At 66.8% G+C, this 21,728-nt stretch carries 21 protein-coding genes; 10 read left to right on the top strand and 11 right to left on the bottom strand.

From position 1 onward, the window contains the following. Positions 1-819, bottom strand: an 819-nt coding sequence (locus tag IWC96_RS04370) for an outer membrane protein (RefSeq protein WP_196838408.1), incomplete at its 3' end; no start/stop codon positions are given. Between the two features lie 272 nt (positions 820-1,091). Here IWC96_RS04370 and IWC96_RS04365 point away from each other — a divergent pair. From IWC96_RS04365 to mmcB, 6 genes are all read left to right on the top strand, one after another. Then, on the top strand, positions 1,092-2,252 hold the full coding sequence (locus tag IWC96_RS04365; RefSeq protein WP_021697765.1) for a DegT/DnrJ/EryC1/StrS aminotransferase family protein: 1,161 nt from the start codon (positions 1,092-1,094) through the stop codon (positions 2,250-2,252). A gap of 122 nt (positions 2,253-2,374) precedes the next feature. Next, the gene (gene cysD / locus IWC96_RS04360; protein WP_196838412.1) at positions 2,375-3,319 is read left to right on the top strand and encodes a sulfate adenylyltransferase subunit CysD; all 945 of its coding nucleotides are present in this window, start codon (positions 2,375-2,377) and stop codon (positions 3,317-3,319) included. Next, entirely contained in the window at positions 3,319-5,241 is a 1,923-nt protein-coding gene (cysN, locus tag IWC96_RS04355; RefSeq protein ID WP_196838407.1) for a sulfate adenylyltransferase subunit CysN, read from the top strand. Before cysD ends, cysN begins: the two co-directional genes overlap by 1 nt. Positions 5,242-5,268: 27 nt before the next feature. Further along, positions 5,269-6,042 (top strand): sulfite exporter TauE/SafE family protein, encoded by a 774-nt coding sequence (locus IWC96_RS04350; RefSeq protein WP_021697762.1) that lies wholly within the window; start codon positions 5,269-5,271, stop codon positions 6,040-6,042. Positions 6,043-6,109: 67 nt separating this feature from the next. Next, entirely contained in the window at positions 6,110-6,634 is a 525-nt protein-coding gene (locus IWC96_RS04345; RefSeq protein WP_021697761.1) for a lipocalin family protein, read from the top strand. A 38-nt stretch (positions 6,635-6,672) separates the two neighbouring features. Next, the gene (gene mmcB, locus IWC96_RS04340) at positions 6,673-7,119 is read left to right on the top strand and encodes a DNA repair putative endonuclease MmcB (protein WP_021697760.1); all 447 of its coding nucleotides are present in this window, start codon (positions 6,673-6,675) and stop codon (positions 7,117-7,119) included. Positions 7,120-7,121: 2 nt separating this feature from the next. Here mmcB and IWC96_RS04335 read toward each other — a convergent pair whose 3' ends face one another. Beyond that, a complete protein-coding gene (locus tag IWC96_RS04335) occupies positions 7,122-7,679 on the bottom strand; it encodes an ActR/PrrA/RegA family redox response regulator transcription factor (RefSeq protein ID WP_021697759.1) in 558 nt (185 codons plus the stop codon). A gap of 48 nt (positions 7,680-7,727) precedes the next feature. Continuing rightward, positions 7,728-9,104 (bottom strand): ActS/PrrB/RegB family redox-sensitive histidine kinase, encoded by a 1,377-nt coding sequence (locus tag IWC96_RS04330; RefSeq protein WP_021697758.1) that lies wholly within the window; start codon positions 9,102-9,104, stop codon positions 7,728-7,730. Positions 9,105-9,152: 48 nt separating this feature from the next. Between IWC96_RS04330 and IWC96_RS04325 the strand changes: the two genes are divergently transcribed. Continuing rightward, entirely contained in the window at positions 9,153-9,764 is a 612-nt protein-coding gene (locus tag IWC96_RS04325) for an SCO family protein (protein WP_021697757.1), read from the top strand. Positions 9,765-9,835: 71 nt separating this feature from the next. Here IWC96_RS04325 and pheT read toward each other — a convergent pair whose 3' ends face one another. From pheT to pheS, 3 genes are read right to left on the bottom strand one after another with little or no spacing between them, the layout of a single operon-like run. Continuing rightward, positions 9,836-12,253 (bottom strand): phenylalanine--tRNA ligase subunit beta, encoded by a 2,418-nt coding sequence (pheT, locus tag IWC96_RS04320; RefSeq protein WP_021697756.1) that lies wholly within the window; start codon positions 12,251-12,253, stop codon positions 9,836-9,838. After that, entirely contained in the window at positions 12,250-12,684 is a 435-nt protein-coding gene (locus tag IWC96_RS04315; protein WP_021697755.1) for a hypothetical protein, read from the bottom strand. Before IWC96_RS04315 ends, pheT begins: the two co-directional genes overlap by 4 nt. A 14-nt stretch (positions 12,685-12,698) precedes the next feature. Continuing rightward, complete coding sequence (gene pheS / locus IWC96_RS04310) at positions 12,699-13,775, bottom strand: phenylalanine--tRNA ligase subunit alpha (RefSeq protein WP_021697754.1); 1,077 nt, start codon at positions 13,773-13,775, stop codon at positions 12,699-12,701. A gap of 210 nt (positions 13,776-13,985) precedes the next feature. On the opposite strand from pheS, the gene IWC96_RS04305 reads away from it, so the two are divergent. Next, complete coding sequence (locus tag IWC96_RS04305) at positions 13,986-15,584, top strand: ATP-binding protein (RefSeq protein ID WP_196838406.1); 1,599 nt, start codon at positions 13,986-13,988, stop codon at positions 15,582-15,584. Between the two features lie 20 nt (positions 15,585-15,604). On the opposite strand, the gene IWC96_RS04300 is transcribed toward IWC96_RS04305, so the two are convergent. The 4 genes from IWC96_RS04300 to IWC96_RS04285 form a co-directional block, all read right to left on the bottom strand. Continuing rightward, positions 15,605-15,808, bottom strand: a complete 204-nt coding sequence (locus IWC96_RS04300) for a dodecin family protein (RefSeq protein ID WP_021697752.1) — start codon at positions 15,806-15,808, stop codon at positions 15,605-15,607. Between the two features lie 91 nt (positions 15,809-15,899). Beyond that, a complete protein-coding gene (gene rplT / locus IWC96_RS04295; protein WP_021697751.1) occupies positions 15,900-16,253 on the bottom strand; it encodes a 50S ribosomal protein L20 in 354 nt (117 codons plus the stop codon). A 114-nt stretch (positions 16,254-16,367) separates the two neighbouring features. Next, positions 16,368-16,565, bottom strand: coding sequence for a 50S ribosomal protein L35 (gene rpmI / locus IWC96_RS04290; RefSeq protein WP_021697750.1), 198 nt, complete (start codon positions 16,563-16,565; stop codon positions 16,368-16,370). A gap of 174 nt (positions 16,566-16,739) precedes the next feature. After that, on the bottom strand, positions 16,740-18,695 hold the full coding sequence (locus IWC96_RS04285; protein WP_231378847.1) for a S9 family peptidase: 1,956 nt from the start codon (positions 18,693-18,695) through the stop codon (positions 16,740-16,742). A 237-nt stretch (positions 18,696-18,932) separates the two neighbouring features. On the opposite strand from IWC96_RS04285, the gene IWC96_RS04280 reads away from it, so the two are divergent. Continuing rightward, complete coding sequence (locus tag IWC96_RS04280; protein ID WP_231378846.1) at positions 18,933-20,198, top strand: type VI secretion protein ImpB; 1,266 nt, start codon at positions 18,933-18,935, stop codon at positions 20,196-20,198. 58 nt (positions 20,199-20,256) lie between these two features. Here IWC96_RS04280 and infC read toward each other — a convergent pair whose 3' ends face one another. Next, entirely contained in the window at positions 20,257-20,778 is a 522-nt protein-coding gene (gene infC, locus IWC96_RS04275) for a translation initiation factor IF-3 (protein WP_045319145.1), read from the bottom strand. Positions 20,779-20,929: 151 nt separating this feature from the next. Here infC and IWC96_RS04270 point away from each other — a divergent pair, with 151 nt between their 5' ends. Continuing rightward, positions 20,930-21,679: an alpha/beta fold hydrolase gene (locus tag IWC96_RS04270; protein WP_021697746.1), complete on the top strand. Its 750-nt coding sequence runs from the start codon at positions 20,930-20,932 to the stop codon at positions 21,677-21,679. Positions 21,680-21,728: the final 49 nt, after the last annotated feature.

Genomic DNA, 21,728 nt, shown 5'->3' with positions numbered 1-21,728 from the left:
CGAGCGATCCCAGTCGAAGTAGACCACGAACTGTTCGGCAGCCGGCGCCGGCTGAGCAGGCGGCGGGGGAGGCGGCGGAGGCGCCGCGACCGGACCGAACGCATAACGCAGACCCACGGTCAGGGTGTGGCTGAAGTCGTAGTCGCCGTCGAACGTACCCAGGGCCGGAGCGCCGACCGTCGTGCTGTCCCAGCTGGTGCCGCCGGTCAGGTAACGGTAGGTCAGGTCGATATTGGTGCGCTCACCCATCGCCCAGGCCACGCCGGCCAGAGCCTGGAAGGCCATCTCGACGCTGTCGTCGCTGACAGCCAGGCTGGCGGTGCGGTTGTTGCGCAGCGAGCCGGTGGTCTCGGTCTCAACCCAGTTGGCGCCGACGCCCAGGCCCAGGAAGGGACGAGCACGCCAGTCCGAGTCGCCGAAATCGTAGATGGCGTTCAGGAACAGGGTCCGGGAGTTGATGTCGCCTTCAGGCGAATGGCAGGGCCCGGTGGCCGGCTGGAAGTTGCACAGCCCCGACGGCGCCATGTCGCTGGGACGACGCACGCGGCCGATGTCGCCCGGACGATAGCCGAGCTCCATTTCGACACGCCAGCTGGGATTCAGGCGGTAGCCGAGACGGGCGAAAGCGGCCCAGCTCTGGTTGACTTCCCAGTTCCACGCCGGACCCAGGTCCGAACGGGTGTTGATGTCGTTTTCCAGGAAATGACCGCCGATATCGCCGGCGACATACCAGCCATCCGGCTCAGCCGACACGCTGGTCGCCGCAAAAGCGAGCGCAGCGGCGGCGCCCGTGGCCATCACAAAATTCTTGAAGCGCATGGGTGCTAGCCCTCTCCGCAGTTTCCTCGGCGGTCCTGCCGCCCCGCAATCCTCATAACAGCCTTGTTTCAGCAGGTCGATACGACAGGGGCAGGATTGGGTCGGGTAGGTCGAAACCGTGGCCGTTATGCGACAGCAGGTTGCGCAAGCGGGGCGGAGGCCTCGCCTCAAGCGTTAAGAACCGACACCAATGGTGACAATCGCACCGCTTTACGCCCGAGAGCCGACGGCCTTATGACGAAGCCGACGGATACGGACAACAGGACCCTTCCATGAGCATCGCCTTCATCGACCTTCAGGCCCAGCGAGCGCGGATCGCCGAGCGAATCGACGCTGCCGTGCTCCGCGTCATCGCCGGCGGCGCCTATGTCATGGGGCCCGAAGTTCGCGCCTTCGAGCAGCAGATGGCCGAATTCGGCCAGGCCGGGCATGCCGTATCCTGCGCCAACGGCACGGACGCACTGGCCCTGCCCCTGATGGCGTGGGGGGTCGGGCCGGGTGATGCGGTCTTCTGCCCCTCCTTCACCTTCGCCGCCACGGCCGAGATCATTCCCTGGTTCGACGCCACCCCCGTGTTCGTCGATATCGATCCCGTCACCTACAACATGAACCCGGACCACCTTGAAGCCGCCATCAAGGCCGTGAAGGCCGAAGGCAGGCTGACGCCCAAGGTGGTGATCGCCGTGGACCTGTTCGGCCAGCCTGCCGACTATCCGCGTATCGCGGAGATCGCCAACAGGCACGGACTGAAGCTGATCGCAGACACCGCGCAGGGTTTCGGCTGCACCCTGAACGACAAGCATCCGGTTTCGTGGGCGGATGTGGCCACAACCAGCTTTTTTCCGGCCAAACCCCTGGGTTGCTATGGCGACGGCGGTGCGGTGCTGACGAACGATGACGACCTGGCCCAGTTGCTGGATTCCCTGCGTGTGCATGGAAAGGCAGTGGCGCGTGATCTGGAGGGCCGCTCCTTCGAGCACGATCCCAAGTACCTCAACATGCGCGTAGGGATGAACTCGCGCCTGGACACTATCCAGGCGGCCATCCTGATCGAAAAGCTGGCCATCTTCGCGGATGAGATCGAACGGCGAAACCGCGTCGCCGAACGCTACAATCGCCTGCTCGAGCCCCATGTGGCCTCGGTCCCTGGCGTGATCGAAGGCGGCGTCTCGGTCTGGGCCCAGTACACCATCGAACATGAGAACCGCGACGGCCTAGCCGCACACCTGAAGACGCAGGGCGTGCCCACGGCGGTCTATTATCCGATCCCGATGCACCGCCAGCCGGCTTACGCTCATTATCCGACCGGTCCCGGCGGCCTGCCCGTGACCGAAGCCAAGGCGGAGCGCGTCATCAGCCTGCCCATGCACGCCTGGCTGGACGAAGAGACACAGGACCGGATCGTGGAGGCTGTGGCGGGTTTCGGTCGCTGAATCGGTCCCTTGTGGCTGCGCTATAGGCCAGGAACAGAAAATATCAGCCGCATCCGGAGGCTTCCGGGGCTAAGTCGCGGTTCCGTTCGTCCGTCCGGGCGATATGTATGTGAACCCCGCCGATACGATTTCGCCAGGAGGCGACCCTGACCACCGGCCCGTCATCCCCTCACCTCACCCACCTGGACCGTCTGGAGGCCGAGAGCATCCACATCATCCGCGAGGTGGCGGCCGAAATCGAACGGCCGGTGATGCTCTATTCCGTCGGCAAGGATTCCGCGGTGATGCTGCATCTGGCGCGCAAGGCGTTCTATCCGGCGCCCCCGCCCTTCCCCCTGCTGCATGTAGACACGACCTGGAAGTTCCGGGCGATGTACGAATTGCGCAACCGCATGGCGGCGGAGTCCGGCATGGACCTGCTGGTCTTCAAGAATCCGGAGGCCGAGGCCCGAGGCATCAACCCGTTCGACCACGGCGCGACCCTCCACACCGATCTCTGGAAGACCGAGGGCCTGAAGATGGCCCTGGACCAGTACGGCTTCAACGCGGCCTTCGGCGGCGCCCGGCGCGACGAGGAGAAGAGCCGGGCCAAGGAGCGGGTGTTCTCGTTCCGCACCGCAGACCACCGGTGGGACCCCAAGGCGCAGCGGCCGGAGCTCTGGAGCCTCTACAACACGCGCGTAAACAGGGGAGAATCCATCCGGATTTTCCCAATCTCCAACTGGACCGAGCTGGACGTCTGGCAATACATCATGCGCGAGGGCATCCCCATCGTGCCGCTGTATTTCGCCGCCGAGCGGCCCGTTGTGGAGCGCGACGGCATTCTCATCATGGTGGATGACGACCGCATGCCGCTACGGCCCGGCGAGACCCCGGAAATGGCCAAGGTCCGCTTCCGCACCCTGGGCTGCTACCCCCTGACGGGCGCGGTCCGCTCCGAAGCCTCGACCCTGGCTGAAGTGGTTCAGGAGATGCTGTTGACCACCACGTCGGAACGTCAGGGGCGGGCCATCGACCACGATCAGGCCGCCTCCATGGAGAAAAAGAAGCAGGAGGGCTACTTCTGATGGCCCGGGACACGGGATACCGGCCCGCCGAGCTGGCGGCCGAGGACATCGACGCCTTCCTGGCGGATCACGAATCCAAGGGCCTGCTGCGGTTCATAACCTGCGGCTCGGTGGACGACGGAAAGTCGACCCTGATAGGCCGGCTGCTTTATGATTCCCGCATGGTCTTCGACGACCAGATGGCGGCGCTTGAAGCGGATTCGAAAAAGGTGGGCACCCAGGGCGGCGCCCTGGACTTCGCTCTGCTGGTGGATGGTCTGGCCGCAGAGCGCGAACAGGGCATCACTATCGATGTGGCCTACCGCTTCTTCTCCACGGCGAAGCGGAAGTTCATCGTCGCCGACACTCCGGGCCACGAGCAGTACACCCGCAACATGGTCACAGGCGCCTCGACCGCAGACCTTGCGATCGTTCTGATCGACGCGCGCAAGGGCGTGCTGACCCAGACCCGGCGGCACAGCTATCTGGTCTCGCTGCTGGGCATCCGGCACGTGGTGCTGGCGGTCAACAAGATGGATCTCGTCGACTGGTCCCGCGATGTGTTCGACAAAATCGTCGTCGACTACCGCGCTTTCGCCGCCGAACTGGGGATCGAGGATGTTCTGTGCATTCCGATCTCGGGCCTGATGGGGGACAACATCACGGCCGCCAGCACGAACACGCCCTGGTACGACGGCACCTCCCTTATCGACCATCTGGAGACGGTGGAGGTGGACGATGAACGCCTGGCGCGTCGTCCCTTCCGCATGCCGGTGCAGTGGGTAAACCGACCGGACCTGAACTTCCGCGGCTTCGCCGGCCAGATCGCTTCGGGCGTGGTGAAGCCCGGCGATCCCGTGCGGATCCTACCGTCGGGCCGCACCAGCCGCGTCGCACGCATCGTCACCCTGGACGGGGACCTGGACGACGCCCAGGCGGGCCAGTCCGTCACCCTGACCCTCACGGACGAAGTGGACATTTCGCGCGGGGACGTGATCGCGGCGGCGGACCAGCCATGCGAGGTCGCCGACCAATTCGAGACCACCATCGTGTGGATGGGTGAGGACGAACTGCTGGCCGGACGCTCCTACTGGCTGAAGATCGGCGCGCGCACCGTCTCCGCCCAGATCACCGAGATCAAGCACCGCGTGGACGTGAACAGCCTGCAGGAGAGCGCCGCCAAGACCGTGGGCCTGAACGAGATCGCGGTCTGCAACCTGTCCCTGACCCAGCCGGTGGCCTTCGAGCCCTACGGGATCGACCGGGGTCTGGGGGGCTTCATACTGATGGACCGCATCACCAACGCCACTGTGGGCGCGGGCATGATCCGGTTCGCGCTGCGCCGGTCGCACAACATCCACTGGCAGGCGCTGGACGTGACCCGCGAGGCCAGGGCCGCCGCTAAGGGCCAGAAGCCGGCGGTGGTGTGGTTCACGGGGCTGTCCGGCTCGGGGAAGTCGACAATCGCCAATCTGGTCGAGAAGCGTCTGCACGCCGAGGGGCGGCACGCGTACATCCTGGACGGCGACAATGTCCGCCACGGCCTGAACCGCGACCTGGGTTTCACGGAGGCGGACCGGGTCGAGAACATCCGCCGGGTGGCGGAGGTGGCGCGGCTGATGGCCCATGCGGGGCTGATCGTTCTGGTGTCCTTCATCTCGCCCTTCCGGGCCGAACGACGCATGGCGCGTGAGATGATGCCGGATGGCGAGTTCATCGAGGTGTTCGTGGACACCGCGCTGGAAGAAGTCGAGGCGCGAGATCCCAAAGGCCTCTACGCCAAGGCGCGGCGCGGTGAACTGAAGAACTTCACAGGCATCGACAGCCCATATGAGTCGCCGGAAAATGCGGATATCCATGTCCGGACCGCAATGCTGAGCCCTGAAGAGGCTTGCGACCTCATCGTCTCGTCCCTGCGGGAGACCGGCCGGCTGAGCGCCTGAGGCGCTCGCGGCTGTATTGGAGAGCCCATGGAGGAGTTCTTCCTGTTCGCGGCCGTGGGCTTTCTGGCCCAACTGGTCGATGGCGCCCTGGGCATGGCCTACGGCGTGATCAGTGCGACCGTGCTCCTGAGCATGGGCGTGCCTCCCGCTACCGCCTCGGCCAGCATCCATGCATCCAAGATTGCGACCGGCGCCGCCTCCGGACTGTCGCATCTCATGCACCGCAATGTGGACAAAGACATCCTGTGGCGCCTGGCCCTGGCAGGCGCCGTGGGGGGGGTTGCGGGAACGTTCCTGGTGACCGCCATCCCCGGCGCGGCCATCAAGCCGTGGGTGATCGGATGGCTGTTGTTCATGGGTCTGCTCATCCTGTGGCGGGCCTGGCGTGGCGCGCCGCCCCCGGTGCGGCCGTTCCGGCGCCGCGGCGTGCTGGGACTGGCGGGCGGATTCCTGGACGCCATCGGCGGCGGCGGCTGGGGCCCCACGGTGACCACGACCCTGGTGGGATCCGGCGTGCCGCCCCGTTATGCCGTGGGCACCGCCAACACGGCCGAATTTTTCGTCGCGGTCACCGTCACCATCGCCTTCGTCACGGCCCTGCTCACCGGACACTGGATCGAGACCCCGCGCATGGATACGCACATTTGGGCGGTAGCGGGCCTGATGACCGGCGGGGTGGTCGCCGCGCCTCTCGCCGGATGGATCACCCGCATCCTGCCCATGCGCGGCCTCACCTGGGTGATTGGCCTTCTGATCGTGGGGCTGGCGTTGTTTCAATTGGTTCAGATACTGCGCGGCTGATCAGGGCGCGCAACCCTGTCGCTCTTTCTACCGTATCTGAGCCATCACGCCCGCACGGAGTTTGAGCATGAAGAGTTCCACACGCCTCGTGATCGGCGCTTGCATGGCGGCCATGGCCACTGTCTCCACCCCCGCCTCGGCACAGGTCTCGGATCTGGACCTGAACAGGTTCTCTGGCCGCTGGTACGAGATCGCGCGCAATCCCAACCGGTTTCAGCGCGACTGCACCCGTCTGGCGGTCGATTTCACGGCTCGGGACTCCGACCGCTACCGGGTAGTCCATACCTGCACGCGCCGGTCGGATGGCGAGATCGAGACCCTGAACGCCAATGCACGGGTCACGGATTCCAATGCCAAGTTCCGCATGTCTCTGGCGGGACTGCTGTCTTTCGGCGGCCTAGCCAGCCAGAGTTACTGGGTCTGGCACCGCGCGCCCGACTATAGCTGGGCGATCATGGGCCTGCCGGACAAGAGCCACTTCTGGATCTGGTCGCGGCGGGAAAACCCCTCGGCCGACGTCCGCCGCGCAGCCCTGTCCCGCGCTCGCGCCCTGGGCTTTGACACCTCCGAGGTGATCAGCACGCCCGGCTGAATCTTGACGATCGGAACACATACGGAACATATGGCTGCATGCCTGCCGCCGCCGTCCATATCGAGCTGGTCTTCAGTCGGCCCGAGACCACCCGATCAGTCACGCGCGGCGCCGCCCGGCTAATGGCGGACATGGGATATGCGCCACTTCTGGAGGTCTGTCTGCCCAACGGCCGTCGCGCCGACGTCATGGCGCTGGGCCCGCGCGGCGAGATCGCCATCTGCGAGGTGAAGTCGGGGGTCGAGGACTACCGCGTCGACCGCAAATGGCATGAGTACGCGCCCTTCTGCGACGCCTTCTATTTCGCTGTGACCCCGGAGTTTCCCGAGGGAATCCTGCCCGACGAGCCGGGTCTGATCGTCGCTGACGGCTTCGGCGGGGCGGTCGTGCGCGAGGCGCCGAACCAGATGCTTGCTCCAGCGCGGCGCAAGGCCCTGACGCTGGCGTTCGCGCGGCTGGGGGCGATGAGGAGTCTGAGGGAGTAGCCCTACCGGGGCGCGCGCTTGGCCAGGATCCGCTGCAGCGTGCGGCGGTGCATGCCCAGGCGGCGAGCGGTTTCCGAGACATTGTGGTCGCACAGTTCATAGACCCGCTGGATGTGCTCCCAGCGCACGCGGTCGGCGGACATGGGATTGTCGGGCGGCTCGGGGGCGTCGCCTTCCTCGCTCATCAGGGCCTTGACCACGTCATCGGCGTCGGCGGGCTTGGAGAGATAGTCCACGGCCCCGGCCTTGACCGCCGCCACGGCGGTGGCGATGGCGCCGTAGCCGGTCAGCATGACCATGCGGGCGTCATCACGGCGGGCGCGGATGGCCTCGACGATCTTGAGGCCGTTGCCGTCCTCCAGCCGCATGTCCAGCACCGCGAAGGCCGGCAGGCCTGCGCGCAGGGCGTCCTGCGCCTCGGCGATGGAGCTGGCGGTCGTGACCTGAAAGCCGCGCGATTCCAGCGCCCGACCCAGACGCGTTCTCAGCGCCTGATCGTCGTCCAGCAGCAGCAGGGACTTGTCCTCGAGGGCGGCGATGCGGTCTTCCAGACTGGCCATGGTTCTAAATACTCCCTGATCTTCAAGTCGGATGCGGTTCGGCCAAGGTCAAGATGGATCAGCTTCCAGAGCCGCGCGGGGCCAGCGCACCGTGACCCGGGCGCCGCCGGTTTCTCCGGTTCCGGCCGACACCCGCGCGCCGGTGCGCTCCAGCAGGGTGCGGGCGATGAAGAAGCCCAGCCCCATGCCGCCGCCCACGCCCGCCCCGGCCGCCTTCTTGCCCTTTCGCGACCGACCCAGCGGCCGGCTGGTCACATAGGGCTCGCCCAGACGGGCCAGAATTTCCGGCGCGAAGCCCGGGCCGTCGTCGGAGACGATCACCTCCACGTGGCGTGCATCAACGCGCGCGACAATCTCGACCCGCTCGGCCGCGAAATCGGCGGCGTTCTCGACGATGGCCGACAGGCCGTGGACGATTTCGGGCAGACGGCGCACGTGGGGCGCGTCGGTCTCATTCACCCCCTCGATGCGGCAGTCCATGTCGAGATCGATGCCCCGGTGCGGCTGGACAACCTCTTCCAGAAGAGCCTTCAGGCCCAGCTCGGCGTAGATGGCGTCCCCATCCTCGGGGCGCTGGGACAGGCGCTTGAGGATTTCTCGGCAGCGGTCGGCCTGCTGGATAAGCAGGCGAGCATCCTCGGCGACGGCCGGGTCCCCGCTTTTGCGGTTGGCGGCGCGCAGCATCTCCTTGGCCACGACCTGAATGGTGGCCAACGGGGTGCCCAGCTCATGGGCGGCGGCGGCGGCCAGTCCGCCCAGGGCCGCCAGCCGCTGCTCGCGCTCCAGCACCTGCTGGGTCGCCGCCAGCGCCAGGGCCAGACGGTCGGCGTCCTCGGCCACGCGCCAGGCGTAGCCGGCGGTGAAGATCACCCCCACCCCCACCGCCAGCCCCATGCCCACCTTGTAGAGGGGCGGCAGGCTCAGCGTCGTCCCCTCGCTCCAGGGCAATGGCATGGACCACACAAACAGGGCCATGGTGCAAAGCAGGGCCAGCCCGCCCAGCATCATGGCCTTGCGAGCGGGCAGGGCCGCCGCCGCCACCGTCACCGGCGCGACGAGCAGCAGACAGAAGGGATTCTCCAGCCCGCCAGTCAGGCCCAGCAATACCGTCAGCTGCACAATGTCGAAGCCCAGCTGGACCGTGGTTTCGCGCCCGGCGGAACGGCGCCCCTCAATGGTCTGGAGCCGCGCCATGGCGGTCATGTTCATCAGGGCGCTGGCCAGGATCACCACCAGGCAGGCGCCGATGGGCAGGCCCAGGTCCAGAACCAGAGACGCGGTCAGAACCGCCACAGTCTGGCCCGCCACGGCAAGCCAGCGCAGAACGATCAGGGTGCGCAGCTCCAGCCCGCGCACCAGACGCGGCAGGGCGGCGGCGTCCGGCGGATCAGGCTGCGGCGACAGGTCGGCTTGGGACTGGTTCACGCCCCCTCTATAGACCGGGGCGAAGCCTTCGTCTCGCCAGGAGCCCCCATGCCGCGCAAGTCCATTCTTCTGTTCGCCGGCGCCTGCATCGCCATCGCGGCCGCGCTGGCCGTGGTCACAGTCGTGGCGGTGAACGGCCGCCAGCAGTCAGAGGCGGTCTCCACAGGCACGGCGGAGGTGGGCGGGCCGTTCCAACTGGTGGATCAAACCGGTCAGGCGGTGGACGAGTCCATTCTCGAAGGCCAATGGACCGCCGTCTTCTTCGGCTTCACCCACTGTCCGGACTACTGCCCCACCACGCTCCAGTCGTTGAAGGCCACACGCGCCGCCATGGGCGAGCGGGGCGAAGATCTGGAGATCGTCTTCATCTCGGTGGACCCCGAGCGCGACACGCCAGAGTTCCTGGGCGACTACCTTCAGACCAGCAGCTTTCCCGAAGGCGTCATCGGCCTGACCGGGACGCCGGAACAGGTGGCCCAGGCGGCCCGCGCCTATCGCGTCTTCTTCGAGAAGGTGGGCGAGGGCCCGGGTTACACCATGAACCACACCCTGACCGTCTATCTGATGGGGCCTGATGGAGAGTTCCGCAGCGCCCTGACCCACGACCTAGCGCCCGACGACGCGGCCCGCGTCATCCTGAACGCCATGGAGCGGGGCTGATCTGCCGTTCGGGGCGAGGCCGTGTGCACGGTGCAATTGGTGCAATTAGTGCACTTCTGGCCTGAAGCGCATCAACTCCTCAGGGTCGCCCCGGCCTTCCCTGCGGCCGCCACCACCTTGGCCGACAGGGCGTCGATGTCCTTGTCGGTCAGGGTCGTTTCGCGGGGCTGGATGACAACCTCGATGGCCACGGACTTGCGCCCCTCACCCACGCCCTGGCCGCGATAGACGTCGAACACGCGCACGTCCTGGATAAGGGCCTTGTCGGCGCCGGCCACGGCCCGGATCAGATCGCCCGCCGCCACGGCCTCGTCCACCACGAAGGCGAAGTCGCGGGTCAGGGGCATCAGGGCCGGCAGGTCCGCTGGACCGCGCGACTTGCCGGCCGTCTTCGCGGCGCGCGGCTCGGGCATGGAGTCCAGCACGATCTCGAAGCCCAGCATGGGGCCGTCGGCGTCCAGCGCCTTGAGCACCCGGGGGTGTAGGGCGCCGAAATGGGCGATCACGGCCTTGGGGCCAAGCTGCAGGCGGGCCGAGCGGCCGGGGTGCCACCACTCCGGGTTCTGACCTTGCACCAGCTGCATGGAGGCCACCGGCGCGCCCAGTTCTTCCAGCACGGCCAGAAGGTCTCCCTTGAGCGCCAGCAGGGCGTCCTCGCCGGCGCCGGACCAGTGGCGGGGGCCGTGAGGCGCAATCAGGCCGGCGATCACCGTGCGCTGATCGTTCGGTCCGTCGCCCAGATAGATCGGGCCGATCTCGAACAGGGCCGCGTCCGGATGGCCGCGCGCGGCGTTGCGCGCCGCCGCCTCGATCAGGTTGGGCAGGACGGCGGGCCGCATGCAGTCCAGGTCCGAGGCGATGGGGTTCTCCAACACCAGCCGCTCGTCACCACCGCCGAACAGGGCGGCCTTGTCCCGGCGCGTGAAGGACCAGGTCAGGGCCTCCGCATAGCCCATGGCGGCCAGCGCCCGACGGGCGACGCGCACCCGCTTCTGGCGAGGGTCCAGCACGCCGGAGGCGGCCCGGGCTACTTCGGGCAGAGGGGTGGTGGGCAGCTGGTCATAGCCGACGATGCGGGCCACTTCCTCCACCAGATCGGCGGGGCCTTCCACGTCACGACGCCAGGAGGGCGGCGTGACGCGCACGGTGACGCCGTGGCCCTCAACGGTGAAGCCCAGTCGGCACAGCACCTCAACCACGCCCTCGCGGCCGATGGCCAGGCCCGACAGGCGGCAGACCTGCTCCGGATCGAAGTCGAAGGCGGCGGGCCCGGCGGGGGCCTCACCCGCCACGGTGATGTCCGAAGCCTCGCCGCCACACATGTCCAGGATCAGGGCGGTGGCCAGCTCCAGCCCCGGAACCACGAAGGCCGGGTCCACACCGCGCGCGAAGCGGTACTGGGCGTCAGAGCTGATGGTCAGCGTCCGACCGGTCTGGGCCGTCACGAGCGGATCAAACCAGGCGCTTTCGATGAAGACGTCGGTGGTGGCCTCGTCGCAGCCGGTGGACTCCCCGCCCATGACGCCGCCCAGGCCGATGGGGCGTTCGCCGCCCGCGTCGGCGATGACGCACATGCCGTGCGACGCCGCATAGGTCTTGCCGTCCAGTGCGATCAGATGCTCGGGCTCACCCGAGTCCTTCGCCGCCTGGCCGTGCCGGGCCACGATCACATCGCCCGACAGCTTGGCCACATCATAGACGTGCAGCGGCCGCGCCCGGTCGTAGGAGATCAGGTTGGTGACATCCACCAGAGCGTTGATCGGGCGCAGGCCGATGGCCTTGAGCCGATCCTGCAGCCACTGGGGCGACGGGCCGTTCTTGACGCCCCGGATCACGCGGCCGGCGAAGACGGGGCACAGCTCGGGCGCCTCAAGGCGGATCGAAACGGGGCATGGGAAGGCGCCCTTCACAGGCTCCGGCGTCCGGTCAATGAAGCGGCCGATGCCGGTGGCGGCCAAGTCGCGGGCGATGCCGGACACACCCAGCCAGTCAGGGCGGTTCGGGGTCACCTCGAAATCGATCACCGGCTCGGCCGCGAAGACCTCGGCGGCGGGCGTGCCCACGGCCCAGTGTTCGGGCAGGTCCAGAATGCCGTCGCTATCGTCTGCCTGCTCCAGTTCGGCGGCGGAACACAACATGCCGTTGGAGACCACGCCGCGCACCGGCTTCTCCACCAGGGTCATGTCCAGACCGGGCACGTAAGCGCCGATGGGCGCATAGATGGTCACCAGGCCCGCCCGCGCATTGGGCGCGCCGCAGACGATCTCCTTGACCCCGTCGACGGTCTCGACCTGGCAGACCTGCAGCCGGTCGGCGTTGGGGTGACGCTCCGCTGAAACGATACGGGCAACGCTGAACGGCGCCAGGGCGGCGGCGGAATCCAGGACATCCTCCACCTCCAGCCCCGCCATGGTCATGGCGTCGGCCACGGCGCCGAGGGAGGCGTCAGTCTCCAGATGCTCCTTCAGCCAGGAGAGGGTGAATTTCACGCCTTGGCTCCTTTCGCCTCGGATTCCTTCCGGGCGCTCAACAGGTCGCGCTCCATGCCTTCCAGCATTTCGGACGTCCCCGTGAAGCCCACCTGGGCGAAACGGCAGCGAACGAAGCGACAGTTCGACATGCCGACGACCCCGGCGATCTTTTCCCCAACCGGCTTGAGCAGAAGCGTGCGGGGATTCTCGGCGACACCCATGTGACAGCTGTCGAACTGGGTGCCGGTCATCACGGCCATGACGGCCGGGCCTTCGATCAGGCAGTCTGTGAAGGTCTTGCCGTCCACCACCATCTCGCCCGCGTTCCAGTGCTGAACCGCCAGCATGGGCAGCCAGACGGCCTCCCCCTCGAAGGTCTTGCGCGCGACAAGGGCGCGGCCCGCAGCTTCTTCGGCGCTCATGGTCGGGGTGTCAGTCTTGTCGGTCATGTCGTGTCCTGGAGTCAGCTCAGGCCCGAGGCGGGGTTTGGCGTTGCGAAGGGCGAGAAGCCATAGTGGGACAGCCACCGGCTGTCGGCCTCGAACATGGGGCGCAGGTCGGTGATGCCGTACTTCAGCATGGCGAGGCGATCGACGCCCATGCCGAAGGCGAAGCCCTGCCACTCGTCGGGATCGAGGCCGCAATTCCGCAGGACATTGGGATGCACCATCCCGCAGCCCAGGATCTCCATCCAGTCGTCGCCCTCGTTCAGCTTCAGCGAACCGCCTGAACGGTCGCAGCGGATGTCCATTTCCGCCGACGGCTCGGTGAACGGGAAGTGGTGTGGACGGAACCGGGCATGGACACCCTGAAGCTCGAAATAGCGCGCCACGAAGGTTTCCAGCGTCCACTTCAGGTGGCCCATGTGGATAGCCCGGTCGATCACCAGCCCCTCCACCTGATGAAACATGGGGGTGTGGGTGGCGTCGGAGTCTTTCCGGAAGGTGCGGCCCGGGGCGATGATGCGGATGGGCGGCTTTTCACTCATCATGGTTCGCACCTGAACCGGGCTGGTGTGCGTACGCAGCACCTTGCGCTCTCCCGTTTCCGGATCAGCCTTGAGGAAGAAGGTGTCGTGCAGCTCCCGCGCCGGATGCTTGGGCGGGAAGTTCAGGGCGGTGAAGTTGTGGAAATCGTCCTCGATGTCGGGACCTTCGGCCACCGCGAAGCCCATCTCGGCGAAGATGGCGATGATCTCGTCCATGGCCTGCATGGTAGGGTGCACACCGCCCTTGCGGCGCGGACGGGATGGCAACGTCAGATCAATGCGCTCGGCCAGAAGGCGTGCATCCAGCTCGGCGGCCTCCAGCTCGGCCTTCCTGGCGGTGATGGCGGCGCCCACGCGGTCGCGCAGGCCGTTGATCAGCGGCCCCTGCTCGCGCCGCTCGTCGGGGCTCATGGCGCCCAGGCCTTTGAGCAAGCCGGAGATGGAGCCGGATTTGCCCAGGGCGGCGACGCGGATGTCCTCGAGACCCGCCACGCTCTCGGCTGCGCCGATGGCGTTGATCAGGTCCAGTTCCAATTGGTTCAGGTCGGTCATGACCGCGACCCTCTAGCCTTTGAGGACGCGGCCGGAAACCCCATGACCCACGGCCCGCGGGCATTTCCGCGAGCGTCATCGCAGGCCGGCTCGAAAAATGCTCCGGGAGCGGAAGTAACTGCATGAAGATGTTGCAAAATCTTCTAAAACGGCAAAGCTGTCATTAATCGCTCGCCGCCTAAGCCCTCTCCCGGAAGTAGGAGTAGGGTGATGGCCCGGATCAGGGATTTCGTGGTGAGCGCCGCCCCGGTGGGGCCGGACGTCAGCGGCTCGGTCGTGTTCGACCGGTTTCAGAATGAGCCGAACACCCTGGCCATAGCAGTTGTGGACGCCGATCTTCGCCCCCTGGGCTTGGTGGAGCGCAACGCCTTCACCCTGAAGATGGCGGCTGAATTCGGTCGCGCGCTCTACGCCCGTCGGCCCATATCAGCCCTGATGGACGCCTCACCGCTCATCCTGGAGGGCGACACCGAGGCCGAAGACCTGTTCCGCACCGTGGACGCCACCGGCCTCAGCGGGCTGTTGGCCGGTTTCATCGTGACGGATCGGGGACGCTACCTGGGCGTGGGCTCGGGGGTTCAGGTGCTTCAGGCGGCCGGAACCCTGGCGCGGCGCCGGGCCGACGAAATGGCCGCCCTCGCCCACGACCTGGCCAAGGCCGAAGCTGAAGCGCGCGCCTCCAGCCGCGCCAAATCGGAGTTCCTGGCCGTCATGAGCCACGAAATCCGCACGCCCCTGAACGGCGTGCTCGGTGTGGCCGCCCTGATGGAGCGCCAATTGGAACAGGAATCGCTGCGTCCGCACCTGCGCACCATTCTGGATTCGGGAAACAGTCTTCTTCGCCTGCTCACCGACGCCCTGGACATGTCCCGCGCCGAGGCGGGCATGCTTGGCCTCGAGCCAGGGCCAGTACGGCTCACGAACCTGGCCGATGACCTTGAGGCCTTGTGGCGGGCGCGGGCCGAAGAGAAGGGCCTGGCCTTGACCGTCGCCTGTGAGGCCGACGGGGCGGAATGGGTCGAGGCGGACGAGACGCGGCTGAAGCAACTGCTGAACAACCTGATCGGCAACGCGATCAAGTTCACCCCTCATGGCCGTGTGGAGGCCCGGATCACCACGCGGCGCGACGGCGACAAGGTGGTCCTTTCAGCCCAGGTCGACGATAGCGGCCCCGGTGTGCCGCCTGATCGGCTGGAGACGGTGTTTCAACCCTTCAACACCGGCGATGCGAACCGGCCGGGCGCCGGCGCCGGCCTGGGCCTGGCCATCTGTCGTCAGATCGTCGAGCGCATGGACGGACGCATCCTCGCCGAGACTTCGCCTCTGGGCGGCGCGCGGTTCCGTTTCGACCTGAAGCTCACCAGGGCGACAGCGGAGGACCAGAACGCACGCCTGGCCATCGCCGAACCAACCTCGCATGAAACCCTGCATGTGCTGGTCGCGGACGATAACACCGCCAACCGTTTCCTTGCGGGCAAGCTACTGGAGATGTTCGGCTGCACCCATGACGCGGTCGCCAACGGCGCGGAGGCGGTCGAGGCCGCGCGGACAGTCGCCTATGACCTGATCCTGATGGACATCAAGATGCCGGTTATGGACGGCGTTTCCGCCACCCGCGCCATCCGGGCCATGGGGGATGCTCGAGCGACCCTGCCCATCCTCGCCCTGACGGCCAATGCGGATGACCGTGACGCCGTCGGCTATATGGCCGCCGGCATGAACGGCGTGGTGCAAAAGCCCATCCAGCCGGACGTGTTGCTGAACGCTATCCGCCGGGCGGTGGGAGGCCAGGTCAGACAGGCCGCCTGAAGGGGCGGCCCGAAGACGGCTCAGTCCTCAAGCACGAAAGTGATCTTCAGATTGACGCGATATTCGGTCACTTCGCCGTTCCTGACCACGACCTTCTGTTCCTGGACCCAGGCCCCTTCGACGTTCTTGAGGGTCTGGTCGGCGCGGGCGACGGCCTTCTTGATGGCGTCCTCGAAACTGACGGACGAGGATGCAGTGACTTCGGTGACGCGGGCGATGGACATTGGAAGCTCCTTTCAAGGTGCTTCGATCCAACGGACAACGCCCGCTCGGGTTGCGAGCGGGCGTCGATAGTCTCCGTGCGGCGCACTGGCGTCAGGCCAGGGCGGCGCGAACCTTTTCCGCCACGGCCTTGAAGCCGGCTTCGTCGGCGGCGATGGCGGCCAGAACCTTGCGGTCCAGCTCGATGCCCGCCTTGCCCAGTCCGTGCATGAACTGCGAGTAGGTGAAGCCTTCGGCGCGGGCCGCGGCGTTGATGCGCTGGATCCACAGGGCGCGGAACGAGCGCTTCTTGGTGCGACGGTCGCGGTAGGCGTACTGACCGGCGCGATCCACGGCGGCCTTGGCCGTGCGGATCGTATTCTTGCGGCGGCCGTAGAAGCCCTTGGCCTGCTTCAGGACCTTCTTGTGCTTGGCGTGGGACGTTACGCCCCTTTTGACGCGAGCCATTCTAATATTTCCTTCGGGAAGCCCCTACCATTCGCCGCGCGGCGGCTCACTGCATGAGGGGCTTGTGGTTTCAAACTGATGCGGTTGGAGATCGAGGGTTCGTGCCGACGCCGATCAGGCGTAGGGCATGTAGGACTTGATCTTCTTGGCGTCCGCGTCGGCCATGACCTTGGTGCCGCGGTTCTGGCGGATGTACTTCGAGTTGTGGCTGATCAGACGGTGGCGCTTGCCTGCCACGCCTGCTTTGACCTTGCCCGTCGCCGTCAGTTTGAAGCGCTTCTTGGCGCCCGACTTCGTCTTCAGTTTCGGCATTTTCACTCTCTCTATTTTGAGTGGGCTGCCATCCATGGGCTGCTGGAGCCCATAAAAACGACAGACCGTTGAGAACCGCCCAGGCATGCCTGTTCGCCCGGCGGTCCGGTACGCGAAGGCGGGGCTCATACGTCATGGCGCCCGGAATGGCAAGGGCGCGGGCGCACTCTGCCTCTAGCGTGGCGGGTTGTGCGTCTCCAGAAACCGCACCGTCTCGTTGAGCATGCGCTGACGGGTCGCTTCGCGTGACAGCCAGTGATCCTCGCCGTCCAGGCGCACCAGTTCGTAGGGCCGCCCGGCCCGTTCAAGGGCCTCCGCCATGATGCGGCTCTGGTCATAGGGGACGACCGTGTCATCCCATCCGTGCAACAGCAGGATCGGCGCATCGGCCTCGGCCGCCCGGAAGGCCGGCGAGCGGTCATCCAGGGAGCGGTCGCCAAGACGTTCAGCACCCATGAAGCGGTTCCAGTAACGCACCACCGGGCTGTCGCGACGACCGGCCTGGGCCGCTGACCACTGGACCATGGTTCTCAGATCAGAGACGCCTGCCACAGACACTGCACAGCGATAAACGCCCGGGTCGAGCGTGGGACCCGCCAGGGCGGCGTACCCGCCGTAGCTGGCGCCCACGATGCACACGCGCTGCGGATCGATGATGCCCTCGGCGGCCAGGTAACGCACGCCGTCAGACAGGTCCGTCTGCATCTTGAGGCCCCACTCCCCATAGCCCGCCTCGAGGTGTTCGTCGCCAAGTCCGGCGGAGCCGCGGAAATTCGGCTGCAGCACCGCGTAGCCTCGCGACGCCAGCCCCTGCGCCCACCAGTCGAAGCCCATCGTGTCCCGCGCCGCAGGCCCGCCGTGAGGCAGCACCACCAACGGCAGGTCGCGGGGCTCAGTGACGCCCGGCGGGAGAGTCAGGTATCCGGGAATCTCCATGCCGTCACCGGCGGCGTAGCGGATGGCGCGCATCTCGCCCACCAGATCTGCGTTCAGGTCCGGGTAGGCATATCCGATCACCTGGGCGGAACCCGCCTCCAGATCGATCAGGTGATAGGTCCCGGAATCGCCGCCGCCGGTGGTGTGGATGACGACGTTGTTCAGATCCTCTGACCAGGACTCAAGTCTGATGACGAGACCCGGATAGGCATTGCGGACAGCGCGCCAGATGGCGCCCATCCGCTGATCCAGAAAAACATAGTCCGCGCCTTGGTCGGTGTTCACCCCGGCGCCGGCCACCAACCGCGTGATCGGATGACGGATGATGAAGTCCGGCTCGAAATCAAAGGACAAAGGCGACCATACGCCGTCCTCGATGCCGATCTCATAGTAGCCCGCCTCACCATCCTCGGGCTGGCCATAGACCAGTACGGCGTCCTCGCTGCGTCCCAGCCCCAGCAGGGACGGCGTGTCGATGGGAGCGTCGGTCTGCCAGACCGTTCGCCAGAAGCCATTTCGCTTGGTGTGAAGGCTCCAGGTGGACGTACGCACCTGATAGCGGGTGCGCGCCACGGCTTCGCCCGCAGCGTTGAGGACGTAGCCGCCCATATCCGGCTCGCCCGTTTCGACGCGCTGACCTCGGCCGTTGGAGGGATCAATCCGGTAAAGGTAGGAACGGGCCGGAGGCTGAAGCGGCAGCACGCGCGTGTAGACCACGGCGTCCTCGCCGGAACCGCGAATGGCCACGGCGTCCGTCAGCTTGGGGAAGAAGCCGTCAAGGCCGTCCAGCAGATTGCGCACCCTCCGGGTGGAAATATCATAGATCTGTCCGTCCGACAGTTCCTGCCGTCGTATGCCGAGCGCGGCGCCGGACTGGGTCGCCGTGGTGGTGATCAGCACCCGCTCGTTTCCGATCCAGTCCAGATCGCGCACCTTTGTGTCGCCTGCCCGGACGCCGCCGATCAGACTCATGTCGGCGAGGTCGTGGATGATCAGACTGCGATCTTCCCCCACGACGGCTATGTGCGCCAACCGGGTTCCGTCGGGTGAAAGACGAACCGACTCCAGCGCCGGCATGCGGCCATAGATCTCAAGCGCCGGACCCGACGAAGGCGTCGCTTCCTGAGCGACCACATCCTGCGCCGCCAAGCAGGCGCAAACAGCCATGACGGCCGCGACCAGAACAGATTTCATGAATGCCCCCAAACAATCGATACAGACTAACCCGGACCGCCAAGGAGGCAAGCGGCATCAGATCAGGAAGCCGGATACGGGCGACGTCTCACTGGAAACTTCCAATCCTCTGGACAGCCGGCTTCGACAGAATCGATCCCCTGAGCGGGAGTGCGCGCGCCCTCGCGCCCGACTTTATGTTCATGCTATGTTCCGAGAATGGATGAAGGCCGCGAAGCATGGGAGGATGGCGCGGGATTGCGCTGGCTGTTCATCGACCTGAACAGCTACTTCGCCAGCGTCGAACAGCAGCTTCGACCCGAACTGCGCGGGCGGCCGATAATCGTGCGGCCGGCCCCCAGCGAGCACACCTGCGCCATCGCCGCCAGCTATGAGGCCAAGGCCTTCGGGATTCGGACCGGGACACGGGTGTCTGAAGCCCGACTCATGTGCCCGGGCCTGCACGTGGTCGAGGCCCGGCCGGACGTCTATGTCACCGTGCACAAGGCGATCATGGCCGAGGTCGATCGCCATCTGCCCATCTGGAAAGTGTGCTCCATCGACGAGGCGGCCTGCGAACTGGCCGGGCCGCAGCGTCTGGAGGCGAACGCCACAGCGCTGGCCAGGCGGATTCAGGCGGGTGTTCTGGAACAGGTGGGCGAATGTCTGCGCTCGTCCGTGGGCCTGGCGCCCAGCCGATTCCTGGCCAAGACGGCGTGCGGCATGAAGAAACCAGCCGGCCTGACGGTGCTGCGGGCGGACCGGCTGCCGGGCCCGCTTCTGGACCTGCCGCTGGACCGGTACCCGGGCATCGGGCGGCGCATGCTGGCGCGGCTGGAGGCGGCGGGGATCACCGACACGGCGGGGCTGTGGGCCCTGACCCCGGCCCAGGCGCGGCGCATCTGGAACAGCATAGAGGGCGAGCGACTGTGGCGCGGCCTGCACGGCCTGGACAGCATGGAGCCGCCCGACCGGCCCCGCGCCTCCATCAGCCACAGCCACGTCCTGGCCCAGGCCATGCGGACGTCGGACGGCGCCCGGGCGGTGGCGCGGCGGCTGACCGTCAAAAGCGGTGCGCGGCTGCGGCGGATGAAGCTGACCGGCGCCGCCCTCACCCTGATTGTGGACATGCCGGACGGCCCGGCCGCCACGGCGCGCCGGCGCGGCGCGGCCTCGGTCAGTTGCGCCTTCGCACCCACCTGCGACAGCTTCATTCTTCTGAAGATGCTGGACGGTCTGTGGCGCGAGGTGGAGGCGGACACGCGACGGCGCGCGCCGAACTACGTCGGGGTGGCGGTGCATGACCTCAAGCCGCTGGACGCCTTCACGCCTGACCTGTTCGGCTGGTCGCCGGATGGGGGCGGCCAGGCCCGGTCGCTGCGCCTGTCCAAGGCCCTGGACCAGCTCAACACCCGCTTCGGCAAGGACACGGTCAGCATCGGCCCGCGCGCGAACCTGCCCGACTATGTGGGCGCCAAGATCGCCTTCAACCGCATCCCCGAGGACGAGGAGTTCTGCGAATAGGCGCAAACAAAAACGCCCCGGCGTGAACCGGGGCGTCTGGATGTCTTGTGGGGCCGGATCAGCGGGGCGCCAGGATCATGATCATCTGGCGGCCCTCCATACGGGGGGCGTACTCCACCTTGGCGATCTCGTCGAAGTCCTCCTGCACCTTTTGCAGCAGCTTCATGCCGAGCTCGGGGTGGGCCATCTCGCGGCCGCGGAAGCGCAGGGTCACCTTGACCTTGTCGCCTTCACCGAAGAAGCGATGCATGGCCTTGGTCTTCACCTCATAGTCGTGGGTGTCGATGTTGGGCCGAAGCTTGATTTCCTTGAGCTCGACGACCTTCTGGCGCTTGCGCGCCTCGGCTTTCTTCTTCTGTTCCTGGAAACGGAATTTGCCGTAGTCCATGATCTTGCAGACGGGGGGATCAGCGTTCGGCACGATCTCCACCAGATCCAGGCCCGCCTCCTCGGCGGCCTCCATGGCGGAAGACGTCGGCATGACGCCCTGTTTCTCACCGCTCTGGTCGATCAGCAGCACCCGCGGGGCGCGGATGTCCTGGTTCATACGGGGCCCGTCTTTCACGGGCGGCGCTTGCATGGGACGGCGAATGGGCGTCGTTTCCTTATGTGGTCAATAGATGCACGGGTGAGCGCACGACCGCGTGGTCGCGTTCCCTCCGCGCCGGATATATGACCTCGAACCCCCGCAGAATCAAGCGGGACAAGCCTTTCAAGCCTGCGGAGAACCCATGAGCCACGACAATCTGCACCGCCCGGACGGCGAGCGGATCGCTTTCCGGCACGTCGACGGGACAGGGCCGACAGTGCTGTGGGTGGGCGGTTTTCGTTCCGACATGGAGGGCACAAAGGCCGTGGCGCTGGACCAGGCGGCGCGCGAGCGGGGCTGGGCCTGTGTGCGCTATGACCATTTCGCCCACGGCGCCTCGTCCGGCGACTGGAAGGCGGCGACGGTCGGCCGCTGGCGCGAGGACGCCATAGCCATGATCGATTCCATCGAGGGGCCGGTATTGCCGGTGGGCTCGTCCATGGGCGGCTGGGTGGCGCTGCTGGCGGCCCTGGCGCGGCCTGAAAAGCTGGCGGGGCTGGTGCTGACCGCCCCGGCGCCGGATTTCACCGAGCGGCTGATGTGGCCGTCCCTGCCCGACCATATTCGTCAGGCGATCCTGCGCGACGGCGAGGCCGAGATGCCCGACGAGGGCCTCGGTCCCTATGTGCTGACCCGCGCCATGTTCGAGGAGGCGCGGAACTGGCTGCTGCTGGACGGGCCCATCCGGTTGAATGCGCCGGTGCACATCCTCCAGGGCAAGCAGGACGAGCCGGTGCCGTGGCGTCACGCCCTGACCCTGGCCGAGCGGATCGAAGGGCCGGACGTCCGGCTGGACCTGATCCACGACGGCGATCACCGGCTGTCGACGCCCGCGGATCTCGAGCGGCTGATCGCGGCGGTGGCGCAACTGCGGGGCGACGGTTCCGAATAGACCGCTCTGCACCGCTCCCCAGCCCTACCGCTGGCGAGGTCTGTCCTTC

Source organism: Brevundimonas sp. BAL450, from assembly GCF_015767455.1.
GTDB lineage: Bacteria > Pseudomonadota > Alphaproteobacteria > Caulobacterales > Caulobacteraceae > Brevundimonas > Brevundimonas abyssalis.
Note: the sequence above shows the minus strand (reverse complement) of the source record. Positions and strands in the feature narration are given on the sequence as shown.

Coding starts and splice junctions, on each gene's coding strand:
- IWC96_RS04350 (WP_021697762.1), top strand. CDS start 5,269: ATGGAGGAGTTCTTCCTGTTCGCGGCCGTGGGCTTTCTGGCCCAACTG.
- rplT (WP_021697751.1), bottom strand. CDS start 16,253: ATGGCTCGCGTCAAAAGGGGCGTAACGTCCCACGCCAAGCACAAGAAG.
- IWC96_RS04345 (WP_021697761.1), top strand. CDS start 6,110: ATGAAGAGTTCCACACGCCTCGTGATCGGCGCTTGCATGGCGGCCATG.
- IWC96_RS04285 (WP_231378847.1), bottom strand. CDS start 18,695: ATGAAATCTGTTCTGGTCGCGGCCGTCATGGCTGTTTGCGCCTGCTTG.
- mmcB (WP_021697760.1), top strand. CDS start 6,673: ATGCCTGCCGCCGCCGTCCATATCGAGCTGGTCTTCAGTCGGCCCGAG.
- IWC96_RS04305 (WP_196838406.1), top strand. CDS start 13,986: ATGGCCCGGATCAGGGATTTCGTGGTGAGCGCCGCCCCGGTGGGGCCG.
- IWC96_RS04325 (WP_021697757.1), top strand. CDS start 9,153: ATGCCGCGCAAGTCCATTCTTCTGTTCGCCGGCGCCTGCATCGCCATC.
- IWC96_RS04365 (WP_021697765.1), top strand. CDS start 1,092: ATGAGCATCGCCTTCATCGACCTTCAGGCCCAGCGAGCGCGGATCGCC.
- pheS (WP_021697754.1), bottom strand. CDS start 13,775: ATGACCGACCTGAACCAATTGGAACTGGACCTGATCAACGCCATCGGC.
- infC (WP_045319145.1), bottom strand. CDS start 20,778: ATGCAAGCGCCGCCCGTGAAAGACGGGCCCCGTATGAACCAGGACATC.
- cysN (WP_196838407.1), top strand. CDS start 3,319: ATGGCCCGGGACACGGGATACCGGCCCGCCGAGCTGGCGGCCGAGGAC.
- IWC96_RS04335 (WP_021697759.1), bottom strand. CDS start 7,679: ATGGCCAGTCTGGAAGACCGCATCGCCGCCCTCGAGGACAAGTCCCTG.
- IWC96_RS04315 (WP_021697755.1), bottom strand. CDS start 12,684: ATGACCGACAAGACTGACACCCCGACCATGAGCGCCGAAGAAGCTGCG.
- IWC96_RS04270 (WP_021697746.1), top strand. CDS start 20,930: ATGAGCCACGACAATCTGCACCGCCCGGACGGCGAGCGGATCGCTTTC.
- rpmI (WP_021697750.1), bottom strand. CDS start 16,565: ATGCCGAAACTGAAGACGAAGTCGGGCGCCAAGAAGCGCTTCAAACTG.
- IWC96_RS04300 (WP_021697752.1), bottom strand. CDS start 15,808: ATGTCCATCGCCCGCGTCACCGAAGTCACTGCATCCTCGTCCGTCAGT.